The following is a 15809-nucleotide window of genomic DNA, read 5'->3' as shown; positions in this document are numbered from 1 at the left end:
GGAGCCACGGTAGAGGCTTACTAGGGGATGGCCTATGGTATCCTTCTGCGACCAGCATAGAGGCTTACAACAACGGCAGGCGGGTGATGGACTATATGGATGTGCTAGACATTATGGAGGCGGTGGTGGTTGGAAGCCCTAGGCACCCCAAGCCCGAGCTAATCCAGACCGATGAATGTTCTGGCGATCTCTACACCCTCAAGGTTGCCGTCAATTTTCATGGCCTGGAATACTTCATCTTCCTTGACCTGCTCGATGATGGCCGTAGGTTCTTCCGCAACCCCTTTGGTGAAGACAGCATAGACAAGGAAGACAACACACCGCTGTTCAACAAAATTCTGTTCACCTTGAGATTTAAGGGTGGTAGCGAACACCAGTCAGCGATGTATACCCCTATTGTCTTCGATAAAATTGCTGACAAAGCCTTCAACTATTTTATGAATGACTATGCCAAGCAGGGCAGGACACTAAGCCTTTCTACCTATATCAGCTATTTTGGTATTGATGACAACGATGCTGATAGTATCGCTGAATTGCTAGCAAGGGATGAGAGCGAAAAGAAAGACTTAATAGCATGTATCAAGAAGCTATCCCCGCATTCGCTTTTCAATGAACCTATTGAGAGAAATCTAGGGGCTTGGCAGATAAATGAAGAAGGGAAGCTAAGTGTGGATGAGTTCAGGAAAGGTTTACTTATCGACTATCAAGGGAATACAGGCGATCTCTTTGGTTGATGGCAATAAAAAAGCCTTCACCGTTTCCAGTGAAGGCAACCCCTTCTTTAAATTCCTTTTAAGTAAATCATTTACTTTAAATCCCATCCTTGGGTAGCAAATCCTTTTGCTAAAAAGGGGATAACAACAATTATAGGAGAAAACAACTACTTCTTTTCCTATTAAGACACAGGAGCAGCAACTCCTGTGTCTTACTTAAAACTTTAACTCACCCCAAATGCTAAAGTTATAATCTTAATATACATTACTTTTATTTAATAATTAAAGTAATATTTTAATTATCTTCCTTTGTTAACACTTTTCGTGCAATTTTATTTTACTAATCCTGTTTTCTATTCAGTAAGATGATCTTTATTTTAGTGTGTGATATAATATCCATCAACAATAAGGAGAAAGTTATGGTTGCGAAAGGAATTCAGGAATTCTATAAAAAGCAGAAGGAAAGTAAGGTTAAGCTCTCTTCGCTACAAAAAGCGGATATGGAGAAGCTTGGTATCACGAAGCAGGGTTTGAATAAGCTTTGTTGGAAGGAATACCAGAGAAGATTTAAAGTTGAGGACTACGACTACAAAAGAAACAAGAATGTTAGCAATGTGCTTCGAGTAGTAAGGCGAGACATTCTTTTGCTAACAAGAGACTATGCCAAAGCGATTATCTTCAAAGGTGCGAGCTACGACCCTGTAAGGGAAAAGGTGGAGCTATCTTTCAATGGTGCTGAAGAGATTGTGTCTCACATCCGTAAGAATATGGATACCAACCACCTACAAGAAGACCATCCTATTTTTGACTTGATATTTGCGATAGAGATTTTTGCCACCATCAAGAAAGAGAAGAGGATTAACCTTCCTAAATATCTTTCCGAGATTTTCAGTGAAAGGTATATGAAACACACCATGCAGGTGAATTTAATCACTTCCCCTGATAAGAGAGCAGAGTATATCGCTTCAATAGCTCATTTTGGTGTCAACAAAGTTATTGATGAAGGAATGTCTGGTATTCATGAGGGAAGTGGTAAGAAAGCACCCCAGCCAGAGGATGACCTACCTTACATCGAAGCTGGTAGGCAGGGGGCGACACTAAAGCCAGTAGAAGCCACGGAAGAGGATAGGGTAGGCCAACCTACCACCAAGGCGATAGACGAGCCACAGAAGCCCCAGGAAGCGAAAGAGGAAAGCTTAACTGACTTGTTCGATATCCCTGTTTTCGCTAGGCGAGAGAGCGAGGATGTGAAGGTAAAATTCCAATCAATGGCTGACAGGTTGAAGAATCAAGGAGAAGCGGAATGAAAGGTAGATACGACCACTTTGACCGCAAAGAACAGCAGGTGAGCCAGCTTTGTAGGGTCTACAGGCAGAAGAAGGGGTATCTAAGAGCTAACCAGCTTGGCGACAATGAATACAAGGGTTCTCCTATCATGAGTGACCTTACCGCCATGATAAAGACCATGACGGATCTTCACCAGTCCTACCTTGTCGCCAAAACACAAGAGCTTGATAGTGTGATGGATGCGGTTAGAGAAGCTACCCCTGAATTTTATGAGCTTGCCGACAAGATGAAGGAAATTCGAGACAAGGAAAACGAGTATAAAATAATCAATTACAAGAAAGTTAAATATGGACAGGATGCCACCGATATTAAGAGTAAAATGGTTGTTATCAAAATGAAGATACTAGCCCTGAAGAATTCCCAACAAAATGCAATGCTTAAATAGTGACTAAATAATAAAACCGCCTGCATGACGGTTTCTTGTTTTTAAGCTTTTCTATTTTTGTAAAATATATACCCTATCTTATAAAGGCTCAGTGAAGCTATAAGGGATAACCCATAAAACACAAAGCCGTTAAAATAATTGTGTTGATGGTAATTGTAGAGTGTTATCGCTGTGCCGAATAGAAAGATAGCAGTGCCCACCGCAACTTCGGTAAGCACTGCTTTCTTTATATCGTTCCTTCTTTTTATATCAAAATCCATTTTTCTCTCTTATTAAATAAAAAATATATTTTACCATGCCTTTTTTCCAGTTTATATAAAATGAAAAAGATACCTATAATGTTGTAGCAGTATATCCAAAATAGTCTTTTAAACTTCAAAAAATGATAAAAAGTCAAACTTTCTATCAAATATTTAATTGACTTATTAAATAATATATTATATAATAGTTATTACAGCTTAATACCAACAAGCCTATATACCAAAAGTGCTAGAAGATACGATGTGGTATAATTTAAAAAAATAAAAAGACTCAACAAGGAAGTTGAGGAAGAGAAAACAAAGGAAGGGGAATACAATGACTAAAGTTCAAAGAAAACAAAATACAAATTTTTTAATAGGTAATTATGCCAAACAAGAGAGGGCCAGTATGTTATCTGGAATAAGTTCACTATATATTACAGGAGAAAAACAAAGACCAACACTTTTTACTAAAAAAGTTGTAAATAGCTTATTGCATATCTTTTCAGCACGAGAAAAACCAACTCATAAAGATATGCTCTATTTGCAGGCGATATTAAGTGTTGCGGGTAATAGGTTAGCTAAGTATGGGGATGAAGTTATTGTAAATAAGGCTTTTGTTGATGAAGAGTCTAGAGAAGCTTTTAATAATTTTGCTGAAGATAATCCAGAAATAAGAAATTCTTTCGGATATGGTAGTCAAATAGAGTTTTATACATCTTACTATGAAATACTAATGAAAGCAGGACTAGGTGATAGCTTAAATAGTAGGAAAGCTCTAAAAAGATCTTTATTGAGGCTAGGTAGAATTACACACGAAATACATATTCCAGAGTTATATGAAAATGAAGAATTTGAAAAAGGACATAATGAATTGTTTTTAAAATACGATTATAATAATGGAAATGGAAAGTTAAAGTTAACCATAAATTCTATGTTTACAAATGCTTTAACAGCTCAGTTTACTTTAATAGATTTGTCAGTAAAAAAGAATTTCATACGAAATGAAAGAGCTTTAGCTCTCTACGATTTTATTATTGCAAGAGTAAATAGAGGCGAAGACCAGCATTTTAACTTAGATAGAGTGATTAAGGTTTTAGAAGAAAATACAGATGACATTGATAAGCATACTAGAAAGAAGTATAAAAAATTATTAGAAAAATTGAATGACTATGTAGATTGGAATATTCAAACGTATGGAACAGGTGAGAAACTTGTATTCAATGTAGACTGGAAAATCAATAAATAGATTAAAAGCGGTAATGAGCAAAGCCACTAATGTAGTGGCTTTATTTGTTTCTATTACCCGACAAGCTGACCACCTTGGTATAAAAAAAGACCCGACAAGCTGACCACTTTCAAAAATTATATGCCTTAAATAACCGACAAGCTGACCACCTTTTTAAAAAAACGACCCGACAAGGTGACCACCTCCAAAGTTCTCTTTTATGTTTTATGTCATGTATTTCTTCGTTAAAAATAACATAATAAAATAAAGTCTTCTTATGAACTTATTATTTACTTAGGAAAAGCTTTGAGGCTGTTTTTTTCGTTCGTAAAATATATACCATTCTAAGAAGACCCTACAGACGATAAATTCTATTTCCAAAAAACCGTTCTGAAAGTGTTCTATTTTTAATACACAATTTCTGGCTCATAACTTTAGTCTACTTTTTGTCATGCTTAAAAAATATGTGACCGTCAAAGTGGCTACTTTGTTATCAGCTTATTGAATGGCGAACATATAAACAGTTACTACTAGCTAAACACTACAGCAATTCAATAATCTCATATTCAATATCTAGCGAGCTTGCGAGCGAAAAGGAGTATTTAATTATTCAGTATCTTTATTTTACTTTATCGCTTGAATGAGTATGTTTGGTTTGCTTCGCAAACTGGCTATTGAAGAAAGGAGTGATTAGTTTCTTTGGTGGATGAGTATTTTGTATTGAGGTTGTAGCTGTCTTGTTTTGGTTTGCTTCGCAAACGAGCTATTGAGCATAGGATTATTTTATTCCTTTAGAGGTAATGGCTTTAACTGTATGCCGTTCCATTTCTGTGATTAACTATGTGGCTCAATATGCCTTTCTAGTAGCTTTCACAGTGTAGGGTAGGGGTTGGCTAGGTTCTAGATTTAGGAAGCATACAGAAGCTTTTAGACGGCTTATGTTAGATATCTTATTTTCAACCTTTATTATATATGGAGCCGTTATTTAAATTATTAAAAATAATATTAAATGGAAATTTTTTTAATGACAGTAATATGATTATTTCAAACACTGTTAACAGTAGTAGCAATTTCAGTAATGTTGTTCAAATATCGACAGGCAATATCGATCTTATCAAGCAGTATACAGATACCGATAGTTTGATTGTTGATATTGTGGCTACTGACACTAGTGGTAACACCGTTACACAGCAGGACTCCTTAGCTCTATAAGCCACCAAGGAGGCATTCAAAGAGGTTTTAGGTAGTAGGATGCCAGAAACAATAAAGCCCGCTCAGAAGCGGGCTTTTCTTTGCTTACAAGAGGGGGAGCTTAAGCTTCTGTCTTCTTGTTATCAGCATCATCATTGATGAGCCAGCCCTCAACTACTTCAGCACCGTGTTCATCTTTGAGAGCTTTGAGCCCTTTATGATTTCCGCCCCGAGTCTCAATCACTTCGCCCGTATGCGGATTTTTATAAACCTTCAGCTTACGGACCTTACGAGGCTTGGTGCTGGTTTGACCTTGTGACTGAAGGTATTTTTCAGGTGCGATAATTTGAAGAACCGTTTTATCTGCTACACCGAATTCTGCCATCAAAGCTTCAAGCTTCTCTTTGAATTCCATTTCTTGCTTGAGTTCGGTGTCGCTCTCCATTGCAAGAAGTTCTTCCTGCAACTGCTTCATCATTCTTTCTGTTTCTTGATATTTTTTCAATCTAGAAGACATATTCTTTCCCTTGAATTCAATAATATTTTGTTGCGAACAAACCGAATAATATCACCGAGATTTTAACGATGCAAATATTTTAGACTACAACTAGGGATTTTTAAATTAAATATAACCTATAACATCCATGATAATTTCAAATCAATAAATGGTTATTGAAAATAGGGTTCTCAGAAACATTTTGTGAAATATATACGTTTTCATTTCAGCGATAAGGTGTAAGTGGTAGGTAGTAATAGGGCAGGGGATGCAACAAAGCCCGCACTATGGCGGGCTTTCATACTTCATCGTTGCTCTCAACGGTTGGCTTTTTTAGATGGCGGTGTGTATTGGAATTTTGGCTTGTTATTACCGAGTGGCTTTACAGGTAGCTCTCGCTTGGCAGCCTTAGTGTTAAGTGCCTTGGTAGGTTCAGTAGGGGTATCTTTCTTGGCCTCAACTGGATCTACCTTTTCTTCCTTGGGAGCTTCTTTAGGTGCTTCCTTGGGCTCTACCTTTAGTTCTTCCTTGGCTACTTCCTTCTCAACCTTTGGTTCTTCCTTCAGTGGTTGCTGTTTTGGCTCATTGTTATCAACCAACCAGCTATCGACGGTTTCACTACCATATTCTTTCTTCCAAGCTTTCAGCACACGATGGTTCATACCCTTAGTTTCTACCACATCGCCAGTGTGAGGATTTTTAAACACCTTAAGCTTGCGAGGCTTGCGGGTTTTCTTTTGCTCCGAAGCTACAGCTTCTTCAGCGAATTTCCCAGGAACAAGAACCTGTAAGACCGACTCATTAGATAAGCCGTAATCTTCCGCCATTTTTTCCACGTTCTTTTTGAATTCAATGGCTTTTTTAAGATATTCATCTTCTTTCAGAGAGTTCAGTTCAACTTCAAGTTGCTTTAGCTGTTGCTCTTTTTTGAAGTAAGAAGTTAGTGAGTTCATTTTCAATACCTTTTCAGTTATATAAGTTGTGTTTGCTTCCGATGTTTAAATAATAGCACCCGGATTTATTCGCCGCAGCCCCCATAAACCATAAAAATATAACTTTTTTATTTAGCCTTTAGTTGAGCTCATATAAGTAATTGGAAAAATATTTGTTAAATGCTAATAATTAGAGAAAATGGTGAATACCGCCCATAGAAAAGCCCGCATTAAGAGCGGGCTTTGTTTTACCTAGGCTGTTTATAATATATTTGGTATTGTTATTATCGCATCATATTTCTGTTTGGCACTAGCACCTTCACTATATACGTCAAAGGTAATCGTTCCCGTTTCATGCCCCACTATTGATGACAAGGTGAGGGGAGGGACGTTGTTATGGTGTAGTGTTGTGATAACCGTTCTTCGCACACTATGGAAATTATGTGTTATTCCATAGCCTAGTGCTGTCTTAGCTCGCCCGAACTCTTTACTTATATTGTCTGATCTGATGCTATATTTATTCCCACCAGAGCTATGTATTAAGTAGCCCTGTATATCTACGTCTTTTATCAGTTGCTTGATAAGCGGTAGAAGGGCGGGGTGTATAGGAACCTTCCTTATACTTGCATCACTTTTGCCTTGCTCTACATATATAGAGGACACACCATCTTCCAGAATAATATGTTCTGGTTTTAGCTTACAAATTTCTTCGATACGGCAACCAGTGTAGAAAGCTATTTTCATAGTGTTTGCTACTTGGTTTTTACCTTTTTGTATTAACCAATCGTATATAGGTCTTATTTCATTGAGTGTGTAGGCTTTCCTGTTTTCTACTACTTTCTGACCTTTCTTTCTTTCTTTAGGTAATTCGTGCCCTAGGAACGGGTTTTCTTTAGTATTGTAACGGGATTTATAATCAGCATCATATTTTGAAGCCCACTTATGGAAATTCGATGCAGCATTTATATAATTCTTTTTGGTTTTAACACTTTTATCAATGCTCTCAAGGAAGCTATGAAAATTCTCAAAGCTAATATCAAGCTCATTTTCTTCAAGATATTTTCTAAGTGTTTTAAGTTTTGATTTAAAGCCATCTACTGTTTTAGGTGTTAGCCCTTTTATTTCTAGCTGATGTTTCTCAAATAGCTCTAACCTGTTATCAGTAAATATTGTCTTCGGTGTGTATTTATCAGGTTCTTTCATAATGCTTAATAGTTCCTCTGATTGTTTTTGATTAAATTTACTATATGTTATATTACAAAAATTATCGAAATCGTTAAATATTTTACCCCTAAATTTGATAAATCCAATAATAAATTCCATATTTATTTCTGATATTTTCTCCTTGTGATCTGCTTTATATTCTTCTAGTTTTGCTAGCAGACTTTCTTTTTCATCCTTTTTATTTTCATACATTGCATCAACCATTTTAATACAGTTCATATAATCATTGTAAAAATCATCTTCACTGAAATTTGCTATGCCATTGACAGCATCCATTATGAGTTTTTCGTCAAACCCACTAATTTCTTTGCCCATTTCATGATGCATGTATTTATGAAATTCGAAGTCGCTAGGTGGTCTACCGTTCCTAGCTTGTTCGATTTGCCCCTTCCAAACAGATATGTATTGTAATTTGCGAATTTGAGCTTCGTTCTTATTGCCTGTCTTGAGCGATTTTGTTAGCTTCCTGCGATTGCCAAAAGATGGCCGAACGTCTTCAGGTAGCTCAAGCCTTACGTGCCACGTCGATCCTTTCAGAATCAGGTTGTCTGCCATGCCTACACCTTCAGTTATGCTAATTTGTCCCAACAATTTGTCCCAAAATAGCATACAACCCCCTAGATTCAAGCATTTCAACAGCTTATTTGCTAAATCTTCGGGTCCCTGTCCCTCCGCCAGAACACCTAAAAAAGCCCGCTAACTGCGGGCTTTTTTTCGTCTGTATCCCGCGTAATCAATAACTTACGTTCGCATGGTGTTTTATCGGGTTGCACGGCATCGCACACAAGCGCAAAATCTATGTTGGGTGGGATGTTGGGTAAGGAGTTGGGAACCCGTTATGCCGAGACAAACGAAGCCGTTAACCGCGCTGGAAGTGAAGCGGATCACGCAACGGGGGCTTTATGCCGCTGGTGAAGTGCCCGGCCTATATCTTCAGGTAGCCAAAACTGGCACCCGGTCTTGGGTGTTGCGTTATGCTACTGGCGAAACGCGCCTAGCTGCATCCGGTAAACCGTTCAAGGTGCGTCGTGATATGGGGCTAGGTAGTTATCCCGGCGTCACGCTAGCGCAAGCCCGCGAAAAGGCCCGTGCTGTGCGTGAAAAGCTGGATGCGGGCATTGACCCGGTTACTGAGCGCAGAGCCTCCGATCAGACCCGCCGCGCTGCTGAGCTGGCGCGTATTACCTTTGCTGATGCCGCCGCCGCTGTCATCAAGATTAAGCAGGCAGAGAGTCGCAACCAAAAGCACGGCAAGCAGTGGCAAGCCACGCTAGACACCTACGCTTTCCCCACACTGGGCAAGATGGCCGTTTCAGATATTGAGCTGGTACACGTTAAGCAAGTGCTTGTGCCAATCTGGGAAACCAAAACGGAAACCGCTACCCGCGTTCGCCAGCGCATTGAAGCCGTATTGAACTGGGCAACGGTTCATGGCCACCGTAGCGGCGATAACCCGGCACGCTGGAAAGGCAACCTCGACACGATATTGCCCGCGCCTTCCAAAGTGGCAAAGGTGGAGCACCACCGCGCTATGCCGATAGACACCATGCCTACGTTTTGGCAATCCCTTGAGAAGCGCACCGGAGACGCGGCCAAGTGCCTGGCGTTCACGATCCTGACCGGCTGCCGTTCTGGTGAAGCCCGTGGCGCTCGCTGGGATGAAATAGACCTGGTTAACGCCACCTGGACCATACCCGCCAACCGCATGAAGGCAGGCAAAGAACACCGCGTTCCCTTATCCGAGCCAGCATTGGCCTTGCTCAAAGCGCAGCCCCAGGCGCGAGAACACGTCTTTATAAGCCCCCAAGGCAAGCTACTGTCTGATGCAGCCATGACTGCCTTACTCCGCCGCATGAAAGAGGATCACCGGGCTACGGTTCACGGGTTCCGTTCAACGTTCAGGGATTGGATGGCAGAGCGCACCGGCACCCCGCACGAAGTGGCAGAGGCAGCACTGGCGCATAGCATCCGCAATGGCACTGAGGCCGCTTACCGCCGTAGCGACCTATACGCCAAGCGTGCCCGCGTCATGGATCAATGGGCCGCTTTCGTTACCACGCCTGCACCGGCTGGCGCTGGCAACGTCGCACCGATAAGGGGAGAGGTGGCTACTGATGGATGATGAGCTGAAGGCAATCCAAGATGATCTAGACAACGTGCTAGAGCGGTTGGGCAAATATCTTAACCGCGGTCAATATGGTTTTCTCTATCCATCTCCGAGAAGGCGCACTTATGAATACAAACCTACGGCTCCTTACTCGCCCGCAGCCTGGATACTTGATGGGCCGTATACTTCACCTAGAGAAGATGCCGCCCGAGTTATTTTCCAGTATGCGTGTGCCCACCAGCGTAAAAAGAGCATCCATTATACAAATATGGCTCAAGCGATTTTTGACGTTAGCTGTATCCGGGGGAAGCGTGAACAAAGAACAAAGGAGCTTACCGAAAAGCATGGGGAGGATTTAGGGCATTTGCTGGCTGCAATGGATAGCATGGCTAATCATCGCTTACATCCCCTTGAAACGCGCCATATCCAGCTTTTAGGCTTTGCGGCTGACGCTTATTTGAGGAAGGAAGTGGAATACTTTGGGCAAAACTTTGAGCTTCAATTGAACAGTAAACGTGAGGTGGACAGAAAAGCGAGTCAAAGGCGCTTAGCGGTGCTTACTGTTTTTAACAAGCATCGCCATGACCCTGGGCGTTATCCAATTGGAGAAGCATTATTCGAGCTTGCTGGCGAGCCGTTTGGTATGTCTGCCTCTGTGGTGAAGCGTGCTTATTATGCCCCCGGTATGCAACAAGAGCTTGTAAGGCTAGGCACAAAAATGGATGAGCTAGAGACTTTGCATCCTTCTGGCGCTGGCAATGCTGGACTGAACCGGGGAGAGGAGGTCACCGGTGAATGATGAACTCAAGGCGATCCAAGGCGACCTAGATAGTGTGCTAGAGCGTTTGGCTTGTTATATGAAGCATGAAAGCCATACAAACAAAGATATAGAGCCGCAAACTTACAGCAAGGCAGACGCCGCACGAGCGGCATTGAGCTACCTGGAAGTCGAAGGCGTCACGCTGGAAACTTCACTTCGCGTCGGGCGCTTTAGAGAAAGACGACTGAAAGAGAGTCATCCTGAAGCAACAATGCTCCACCAACACGCCAATGATGAGAGCGTAGCACCCGCACTGATAGAAGCGCTACGTGCCCTTGAGGACTGGCTTATTTCAGCATGGGTTCCTGAAACACACCATATGGATACCTTGGCTCTAGCTGTAAACGAATGGTCAAACAAACGAGGGCGCTTTATTGGTGAAAGCATGGGGCTTCCCATTACAGCAGGGCGCTTAGACCCTAAAAAGGACGCGAAGCAAGGTGCTGTTGCCTGCGTATGGGCATTAAACAGGATGGACCCTAAAACTTACCCCTTAGACGTAGCTTTGTTTGAATTTGTAGGTGAGCAATTTGGCGGTATGGGAGAAAGGACCGTATCTCGTGCGTATTACAGTGAAGATGGGAGCTTTGGTAGAGGTCTTTTCGAAGAAGTTTCAAATGACCCTGAACTAACGCAATCCCTGATGCCGCTAGCTTTAGAGATGTTTGGCGAGGCGCTAGATGACAGCTATGGAGAAATAACGTACTGGAAAATGGCTTTAGATCCATGCTCATGGAGAGTATTCCCTGACGCTCCTCGGTTGAATCTATCAATAGATGAAGAAGAGTTATTATTTACCCCTCTCGATTTGTCAGAAACCTGCTAAAACTGACAATTACTCCGATCTGCCACTTCGCCATGCTTTACCCCGTTACCCAATACGACGAGGTAAAGCCCCATGGCAGCAAAGACGAAACCCCAGACCACTCCAAAGCCCGGCAATGAGTTCCTAAGCGCTGAATAAGCGGCTAACCGCTACGGCGTACACCGCGCCAGCATTTACCGCTGGGCAAAAGAAAGCACCTTCCCGGCACCGATCAAACTAGGCCCAAACGTTACGCGCTGGGCACTGGCAGACCTTGAAGCTTGGGAGCAATCCCAGCGGGAGGCGTGCTAATGCTTGCCAATGCGACGCCATGCGTTTACCCTTCAAGTGCTGGCGCAAAATCGTCAGCCGACCTTGGCCGGTCTGAATCACAAAGGCGCACCAGCGCCACCATCATAGCAGGCGCTTTTTTTATGCCCGCTAGTTATGGCGGCTGTGCGTGGGACGCTTTCGAGCGTGCCGGTTTCCTTTGTGACCGGTCGGCCAACCCGCGTACAGTCGCCCCCATCCGATGCTTGGCCGCATCCGGGGACGACTCCAAACACAAAGGAGTCACACCCATGGCATTACTACGCCTGTCCAACGTTATTACCCGCAGTTTATCTGGCCGTGCCGCAGCACACAGAGCGATGGCGAAAGCCGCCTTGTTTGCTGACAGCAGCGCCAGCACCCGCCTAAAGCGTTACAACCACCACATTGAAAAAGCCCAACAGCTAGAAGCCCGCCTTTCTGAAACTGCCAAGCGCAGCGTTGGGGGTGCCGTATGAAATTAACCACCCCTCAGCTAAAGCGCTTAATTGAGCTACTAGCGCCTTTCCGTACTGACCCTATTACCAAGCCCACCATTGAGCTGGCCTTGCGCCGTGTGCGTAGCGAGGTGCAGTCATGAGCCGTTTTGCCCCTCAGCTTGATAAGTTGGAAGATCTGTTAGGCAACATTAGTGGCCTGACTGACATCCTTCAGCAAGACCTACGTCACAAAGACAGTGATGGCGAAACGTCTACCCTGAACAATCACCAGATTGGCTGCCTGTTATCTGCAATTGATGAACTGGCCAACCGTGGCTACCACGCCTTAGACGCTATCGAGAAAGCGTCACAAGGGCAGGGGGTGGCGTCGTGACTCCTACCCCAGCCCAAAACTTCCCTATCACCCTGGCAGACACAGGCGAACAACTCACTGTAGCCGCTAACGATTGGCGCGAAGCGCTGATAAGCGTTAACCGCCCTGATGCGATTGTGGTTGTTCACTATCCCTATATCGAGCAAGGCGAGCCGCAATTGGGTTACGCCGCCTGCCGTTTGATAGCACTTGCCCCCAACCCTTTCCCACATCTAGTCGTTGCTGAGAGCGCTGGCGCTGCCTTTGATGAAGCGCTTGTGGCATTCAAGGAGTCACGCTAATGAATACTCGCCAAGCGCATCTAACCCTCGACCAAGTCAATGCGCTGATAGCCATTGGCGATAAGGTGGACGACTTAGCCGACGAGCTTTCAGTTGATGGTGTGGCCACCGACGCCCTAGCCCACTATGCCAACGCCTGTCAGCACATATCGGAAGCGGCTAACGCGCTGCTGGAAGCGATGAACTACGCCCAACACCCGATCACCCAGGCGTCAAAGCGTGTGGTGCTATCACTGTGTGCCGATGATGCCCACGATCTGGCGCACCTGCTGAAGGATGCCGCGCAAGTGCTAGAGCAGGGGCCGCGTGAGCTGCAAGCCACTGCCGAAGATGCTGATATTCGCATGGGCCGTGATGGCCTGATGGTGGGCACGCTCAAGGTGGCCGACGCCGATCAGGCAGGGGGCAGTGATGCCAGCTAACGCCCAAAACAAAACAGCCCGGCACAATGGCCGGGCAGTCGCGCCACCTACCAAAGCAAACGCGAAGCCTGAGCATAGCACGCTTTGTGACTTCGCCGCATTGATGGAGCCGGTAGCGCGTGAGCTGTTGGGGGAGCATAACCAAGACTTGAGCAAAGGCAGCGAGCTACGCTTTGGCACCAATGGAAGCCTTTCGGTAGACCTGGAAGCAGGCCGTTGGTATTCGCACGAAGAAGGTGTTGGCGGGGGTGTGCTTGACCTGCTGGCGCATGAGCTTGGAGTGGCCACCAGAGCCGAGCAACTTCGCTGGCTAGAAAGCAACGGCTTCAAAGAGAAAGCCGATACTAAACCCATCATAAAGCCTCGCATTACCAAGACATATGACTACACCGACGAAAACGGCGAGCTATTGTTTCAAGCGGTGCGCATGGAGCCTAAGAGCTTTCGCCAACGCCGCCCGGATGGCAACGGCTGGAAGTGGAGCGTCAAAGGCGTTCGGCAAGTGCCGTATCGGCTGCCTGAGCTGTTGGCTAATCCTGATGCACTGGTATTCGTGGTGGAAGGTGAAAAAGATGCCGACCGTTTAGCTGAGCTGGGCTTGCTCGCTACCTGCAACGCCGCTGGCGCTGGCAAGTGGTTAAAGCCTCACAGTGAACCATTGGCACATCGTCGCGTGGTTGTGCTGCCTGATAATGATAAAGCAGGACGCGACCATGCCGAAAAGGTTAGAGCCTCGTTGGTAGCGGCTGGCGCTGAGGTGCGTGTGGTGGCCTTGCCTGGCCTGAAGGAGAAAGCCGACGTATCAGACTGGCTCGACGATGGCGGTAGCAAGGAGGCGCTTTTCGAGCTGCTGAAAAGCCACGAGCATGACATAAGTGCAGATAGTGTCACCTCACATATAGCGCCACTGTTCGAAGTACATGGTGAAGACGACGGCGAAAAGCAGGCGCAAACGGATTTAATTGTTGCCTTCGTTCAGCAGCACCATGAGCTTTTTCACGACGCTAACGACGAAACCTACGCCCGTAGCCGGGAAACTGGCGAGGTGCGTCGTATTGGTGGCAAGGCGTTCAAGCATTGGCTAACGGCAGCTTTTTACAAGGCGTATGAAAAGGCTGTGCGAGACCAGTCATTACGAGAAGCCCGCATGACGCTTGAAGGGCTAGCCATGATGGACGAGCGGCCTGTTTACATCCGTGTGGCAAAGGCAGACGGGGAGTATTGGCTCGACCTAGCCGAACCCGGTAGCAGTAAAGCGGTCAAGCTACGCCCTGGTCACTGGGAAGTGGTGGAGCATCCGGGGGCTGTGATGTTCTGCCGTTCTGAGAGTGCCCATACGCTGCCTGAGCCAATAAAGGGTGGCAGCTTAGAACCGCTATGGCGCATTGCTAACGTGCCTGTTCAGTCGCGGCTGCTAGTGACTGCCTGGCTGGTGGAATGCTTGCGCCCTGATACGCCCTATCCCGTGGTTGAGCTGCTGGGGGAGCAGGGTAGCGGCAAGTCTGGCACGCAAACGGTTTTACGCCGCTTGATTGACCCCAATGCTGCCGATCTTCGAGGTGTACCAAAATCCTCGGAAGACGTATTTGTCAGTGGTGGAAGTAACCACATGATTAGCATTGAGAACGTCAGTCACTTAACGCCACAGCTTCAGGATGCGTTATGCGTCGTGGCCACCGGGGGAGGGTTCGCCAAGCGCAAGCTTTACAGTGATAGCGACGAGGTGGTTATAACGCTGAAGCGGCCCATAGTGCTTAACGGCATTGTCGCCAGCGTGACACAGCAAGACCTTGTCAGCCGCACGCTGACAGTAGAACTGCCGGTATTAAGTGACGCGCAAAGCAAGGATCAGCTAGAGGAACAATTCGAGGCTGACCGCGCCAGCATCATTGGTGCGTTGCTAGATATTGCGGCCAAAGCGCTGGCTTACCTGCCTGAGATGACGCTACCTGCCAGTGAGCGACCGCGCTTAGTGGAGTTTGCTTACCTCGGTATGGCCGTTGCGAAGGCGATGGGAGACAACCCCGATGCCTTTATAAAGCAGTTTGCCGCCGCAAGGCAGGACGGTTTAGAGCGCACGCTTGATGCCTCACCCGTAGCAACTGCTATCCGTGATTGGGCCGAAACTTACCCAAATGAGAAAAGAGAAAAGACCGCCAAGGACTGGCTGGCGCTAATGGAAAGCTACAAGCCGCCGGGCTGTGATTCGTGGCCACGCTCCGCCAAAGGTATGGGCGATCAAATGCGCCGGGCGGCCCCTGCACTGCGTCAACTAGGTATTGAGTGTAAGTGTTTGGGCAAGCGTGGTGGCAGTGTGAAGTGGGAAATAGAGTACGACCCTAAAAGAAATAGCTGGAATCAAAGTCCTTCAAGTCCTGAAGTCCTGGTTGATGAAGAAGCTAAGCAGGACATTAGGACTTCTAGGACATTGAACGGGGAAGTTTCTTTAAGTGCTGATGACTTCGAGGAGTTTTGA

The 15809-nt window shown here is 45.2% G+C and carries 16 protein-coding genes and 1 pseudogene; 14 read left to right on the top strand and 3 right to left on the bottom strand.

Translation table 11 applies throughout. The features are described 5' to 3' along the window. Window positions 1-86: 86 nt before the first annotated feature. The 4 genes from FKN99_RS04105 to FKN99_RS04090 all read left to right on the top strand — a co-directional run bounded on the left by FKN99_RS04105 (window position 87) and on the right by FKN99_RS04090 (window position 3933). A complete protein-coding gene (locus tag FKN99_RS04105; protein ID WP_172116698.1) occupies window positions 87-734 on the top strand; it encodes a hypothetical protein in 648 nt (215 codons plus the stop codon). 398 nt (window positions 735-1132) lie between these two features. After that, window positions 1133-2020, top strand: coding sequence for a hypothetical protein (locus FKN99_RS04100; protein ID WP_172116697.1), 888 nt, complete (start codon window positions 1133-1135; stop codon window positions 2018-2020). After that, on the top strand, window positions 2017-2445 hold the full coding sequence (locus FKN99_RS04095) for a hypothetical protein (protein WP_172116696.1): 429 nt from the start codon (window positions 2017-2019) through the stop codon (window positions 2443-2445). The genes FKN99_RS04100 and FKN99_RS04095 overlap by 4 nt, the downstream gene beginning before the upstream one ends. Before the next feature lie 576 nt (window positions 2446-3021). Then, window positions 3022-3933, top strand: coding sequence for a RepB family plasmid replication initiator protein (locus FKN99_RS04090; RefSeq protein WP_172116695.1), 912 nt, complete (start codon window positions 3022-3024; stop codon window positions 3931-3933). Window positions 3934-5224: 1291 nt separating this feature from the next. Here FKN99_RS04090 and FKN99_RS04085 read toward each other — a convergent pair. The 3 genes from FKN99_RS04085 to FKN99_RS04075 form a co-directional block, all read right to left on the bottom strand. Continuing rightward, window positions 5225-5620 (bottom strand): histone-like nucleoid-structuring protein, MvaT/MvaU family, encoded by a 396-nt coding sequence (locus FKN99_RS04085; protein ID WP_172116694.1) that lies wholly within the window; start codon window positions 5618-5620, stop codon window positions 5225-5227. 296 nt (window positions 5621-5916) lie between these two features. Beyond that, a complete protein-coding gene (locus FKN99_RS17755) occupies window positions 5917-6552 on the bottom strand; it encodes a histone-like nucleoid-structuring protein, MvaT/MvaU family (protein WP_216657939.1) in 636 nt (211 codons plus the stop codon). 240 nt (window positions 6553-6792) lie between these two features. Next, window positions 6793-8310 (bottom strand): tyrosine-type recombinase/integrase, encoded by a 1518-nt coding sequence (locus tag FKN99_RS04075; RefSeq protein ID WP_172116693.1) that lies wholly within the window; start codon window positions 8308-8310, stop codon window positions 6793-6795. 283 nt (window positions 8311-8593) lie between these two features. Here FKN99_RS04075 and FKN99_RS04070 point away from each other — a divergent pair, with 283 nt between their 5' ends. The 10 genes and pseudogenes from FKN99_RS04070 (at window position 8594) to FKN99_RS04030 (ending at window position 15809) form a co-directional block, all read left to right on the top strand. Next, complete coding sequence (locus FKN99_RS04070) at window positions 8594-9877, top strand: tyrosine-type recombinase/integrase (RefSeq protein WP_172116692.1); 1284 nt, start codon at window positions 8594-8596, stop codon at window positions 9875-9877. Next, a complete protein-coding gene (locus tag FKN99_RS04065; protein ID WP_172116691.1) occupies window positions 9870-10661 on the top strand; it encodes a hypothetical protein in 792 nt (263 codons plus the stop codon). The genes FKN99_RS04070 and FKN99_RS04065 overlap by 8 nt, the downstream gene beginning before the upstream one ends. Then, window positions 10654-11508 carry a hypothetical protein gene (locus FKN99_RS04060; RefSeq protein ID WP_172116690.1) on the top strand — a complete coding sequence of 285 codons (855 nt, stop codon included), beginning with the start codon at window positions 10654-10656 and terminating at the stop codon, window positions 11506-11508. Before FKN99_RS04065 ends, FKN99_RS04060 begins: the two co-directional genes overlap by 8 nt. Window positions 11509-11658: 150 nt before the next feature. Beyond that, window positions 11659-11799: pseudogene (locus tag FKN99_RS17850) on the top strand (helix-turn-helix transcriptional regulator); the annotation flags it as partial. Window positions 11800-12068: 269 nt separating this feature from the next. Beyond that, window positions 12069-12275, top strand: a complete 207-nt coding sequence (locus FKN99_RS04050; protein ID WP_172116689.1) for a hypothetical protein — start codon at window positions 12069-12071, stop codon at window positions 12273-12275. Then, a complete protein-coding gene (locus FKN99_RS17970; RefSeq protein ID WP_264757770.1) occupies window positions 12272-12397 on the top strand; it encodes a hypothetical protein in 126 nt (41 codons plus the stop codon). The genes FKN99_RS04050 and FKN99_RS17970 overlap by 4 nt, the downstream gene beginning before the upstream one ends. Continuing rightward, window positions 12394-12630 carry a hypothetical protein gene (locus FKN99_RS04045; protein ID WP_172116688.1) on the top strand — a complete coding sequence of 79 codons (237 nt, stop codon included), beginning with the start codon at window positions 12394-12396 and terminating at the stop codon, window positions 12628-12630. Before FKN99_RS17970 ends, FKN99_RS04045 begins: the two co-directional genes overlap by 4 nt. After that, a complete protein-coding gene (locus tag FKN99_RS04040; protein ID WP_172116687.1) occupies window positions 12627-12911 on the top strand; it encodes a hypothetical protein in 285 nt (94 codons plus the stop codon). Before FKN99_RS04045 ends, FKN99_RS04040 begins: the two co-directional genes overlap by 4 nt. Further along, on the top strand, window positions 12911-13333 hold the full coding sequence (locus FKN99_RS04035) for a hypothetical protein (protein ID WP_172116686.1): 423 nt from the start codon (window positions 12911-12913) through the stop codon (window positions 13331-13333). The genes FKN99_RS04040 and FKN99_RS04035 overlap by 1 nt, the downstream gene beginning before the upstream one ends. Continuing rightward, window positions 13323-15809: a hypothetical protein gene (locus FKN99_RS04030; RefSeq protein ID WP_172116685.1), complete on the top strand. Its 2487-nt coding sequence runs from the start codon at window positions 13323-13325 to the stop codon at window positions 15807-15809. The genes FKN99_RS04035 and FKN99_RS04030 overlap by 11 nt, the downstream gene beginning before the upstream one ends.

The sequence above is a fragment of the Halomonas hibernica genome (genome assembly GCF_013183775.1).
GTDB lineage: Bacteria > Pseudomonadota > Gammaproteobacteria > Pseudomonadales > Halomonadaceae > Vreelandella > Vreelandella citrativorans.
This window is presented reverse-complemented; position numbering and strand designations above follow the sequence as displayed.

What these genes read in the sequence shown, in the direction of transcription:
- FKN99_RS04105 (WP_172116698.1), top strand. Translation starts at nt 87, where the DNA reads ATGGACTATATGGATGTGCTAGACATTATGGAGGCGGTGGTGGTTGGA.
- FKN99_RS04100 (WP_172116697.1), top strand. Translation starts at nt 1,133, where the DNA reads ATGGTTGCGAAAGGAATTCAGGAATTCTATAAAAAGCAGAAGGAAAGT.
- FKN99_RS04095 (WP_172116696.1), top strand. Translation starts at nt 2,017, where the DNA reads ATGAAAGGTAGATACGACCACTTTGACCGCAAAGAACAGCAGGTGAGC.
- FKN99_RS04090 (WP_172116695.1), top strand. Translation starts at nt 3,022, where the DNA reads ATGACTAAAGTTCAAAGAAAACAAAATACAAATTTTTTAATAGGTAAT.
- FKN99_RS04085 (WP_172116694.1), bottom strand. Translation starts at nt 5,620, where the DNA reads ATGTCTTCTAGATTGAAAAAATATCAAGAAACAGAAAGAATGATGAAG.
- FKN99_RS17755 (WP_216657939.1), bottom strand. Translation starts at nt 6,552, where the DNA reads ATGAACTCACTAACTTCTTACTTCAAAAAAGAGCAACAGCTAAAGCAA.
- FKN99_RS04075 (WP_172116693.1), bottom strand. Translation starts at nt 8,310, where the DNA reads ATGGCAGACAACCTGATTCTGAAAGGATCGACGTGGCACGTAAGGCTT.
- FKN99_RS04070 (WP_172116692.1), top strand. Translation starts at nt 8,594, where the DNA reads ATGCCGAGACAAACGAAGCCGTTAACCGCGCTGGAAGTGAAGCGGATC.
- FKN99_RS04065 (WP_172116691.1), top strand. Translation starts at nt 9,870, where the DNA reads ATGGATGATGAGCTGAAGGCAATCCAAGATGATCTAGACAACGTGCTA.
- FKN99_RS04050 (WP_172116689.1), top strand. Translation starts at nt 12,069, where the DNA reads ATGGCATTACTACGCCTGTCCAACGTTATTACCCGCAGTTTATCTGGC.
- FKN99_RS17970 (WP_264757770.1), top strand. Translation starts at nt 12,272, where the DNA reads ATGAAATTAACCACCCCTCAGCTAAAGCGCTTAATTGAGCTACTAGCG.
- FKN99_RS04045 (WP_172116688.1), top strand. Translation starts at nt 12,394, where the DNA reads ATGAGCCGTTTTGCCCCTCAGCTTGATAAGTTGGAAGATCTGTTAGGC.
- FKN99_RS04035 (WP_172116686.1), top strand. Translation starts at nt 12,911, where the DNA reads ATGAATACTCGCCAAGCGCATCTAACCCTCGACCAAGTCAATGCGCTG.
- FKN99_RS04030 (WP_172116685.1), top strand. Translation starts at nt 13,323, where the DNA reads ATGCCAGCTAACGCCCAAAACAAAACAGCCCGGCACAATGGCCGGGCA.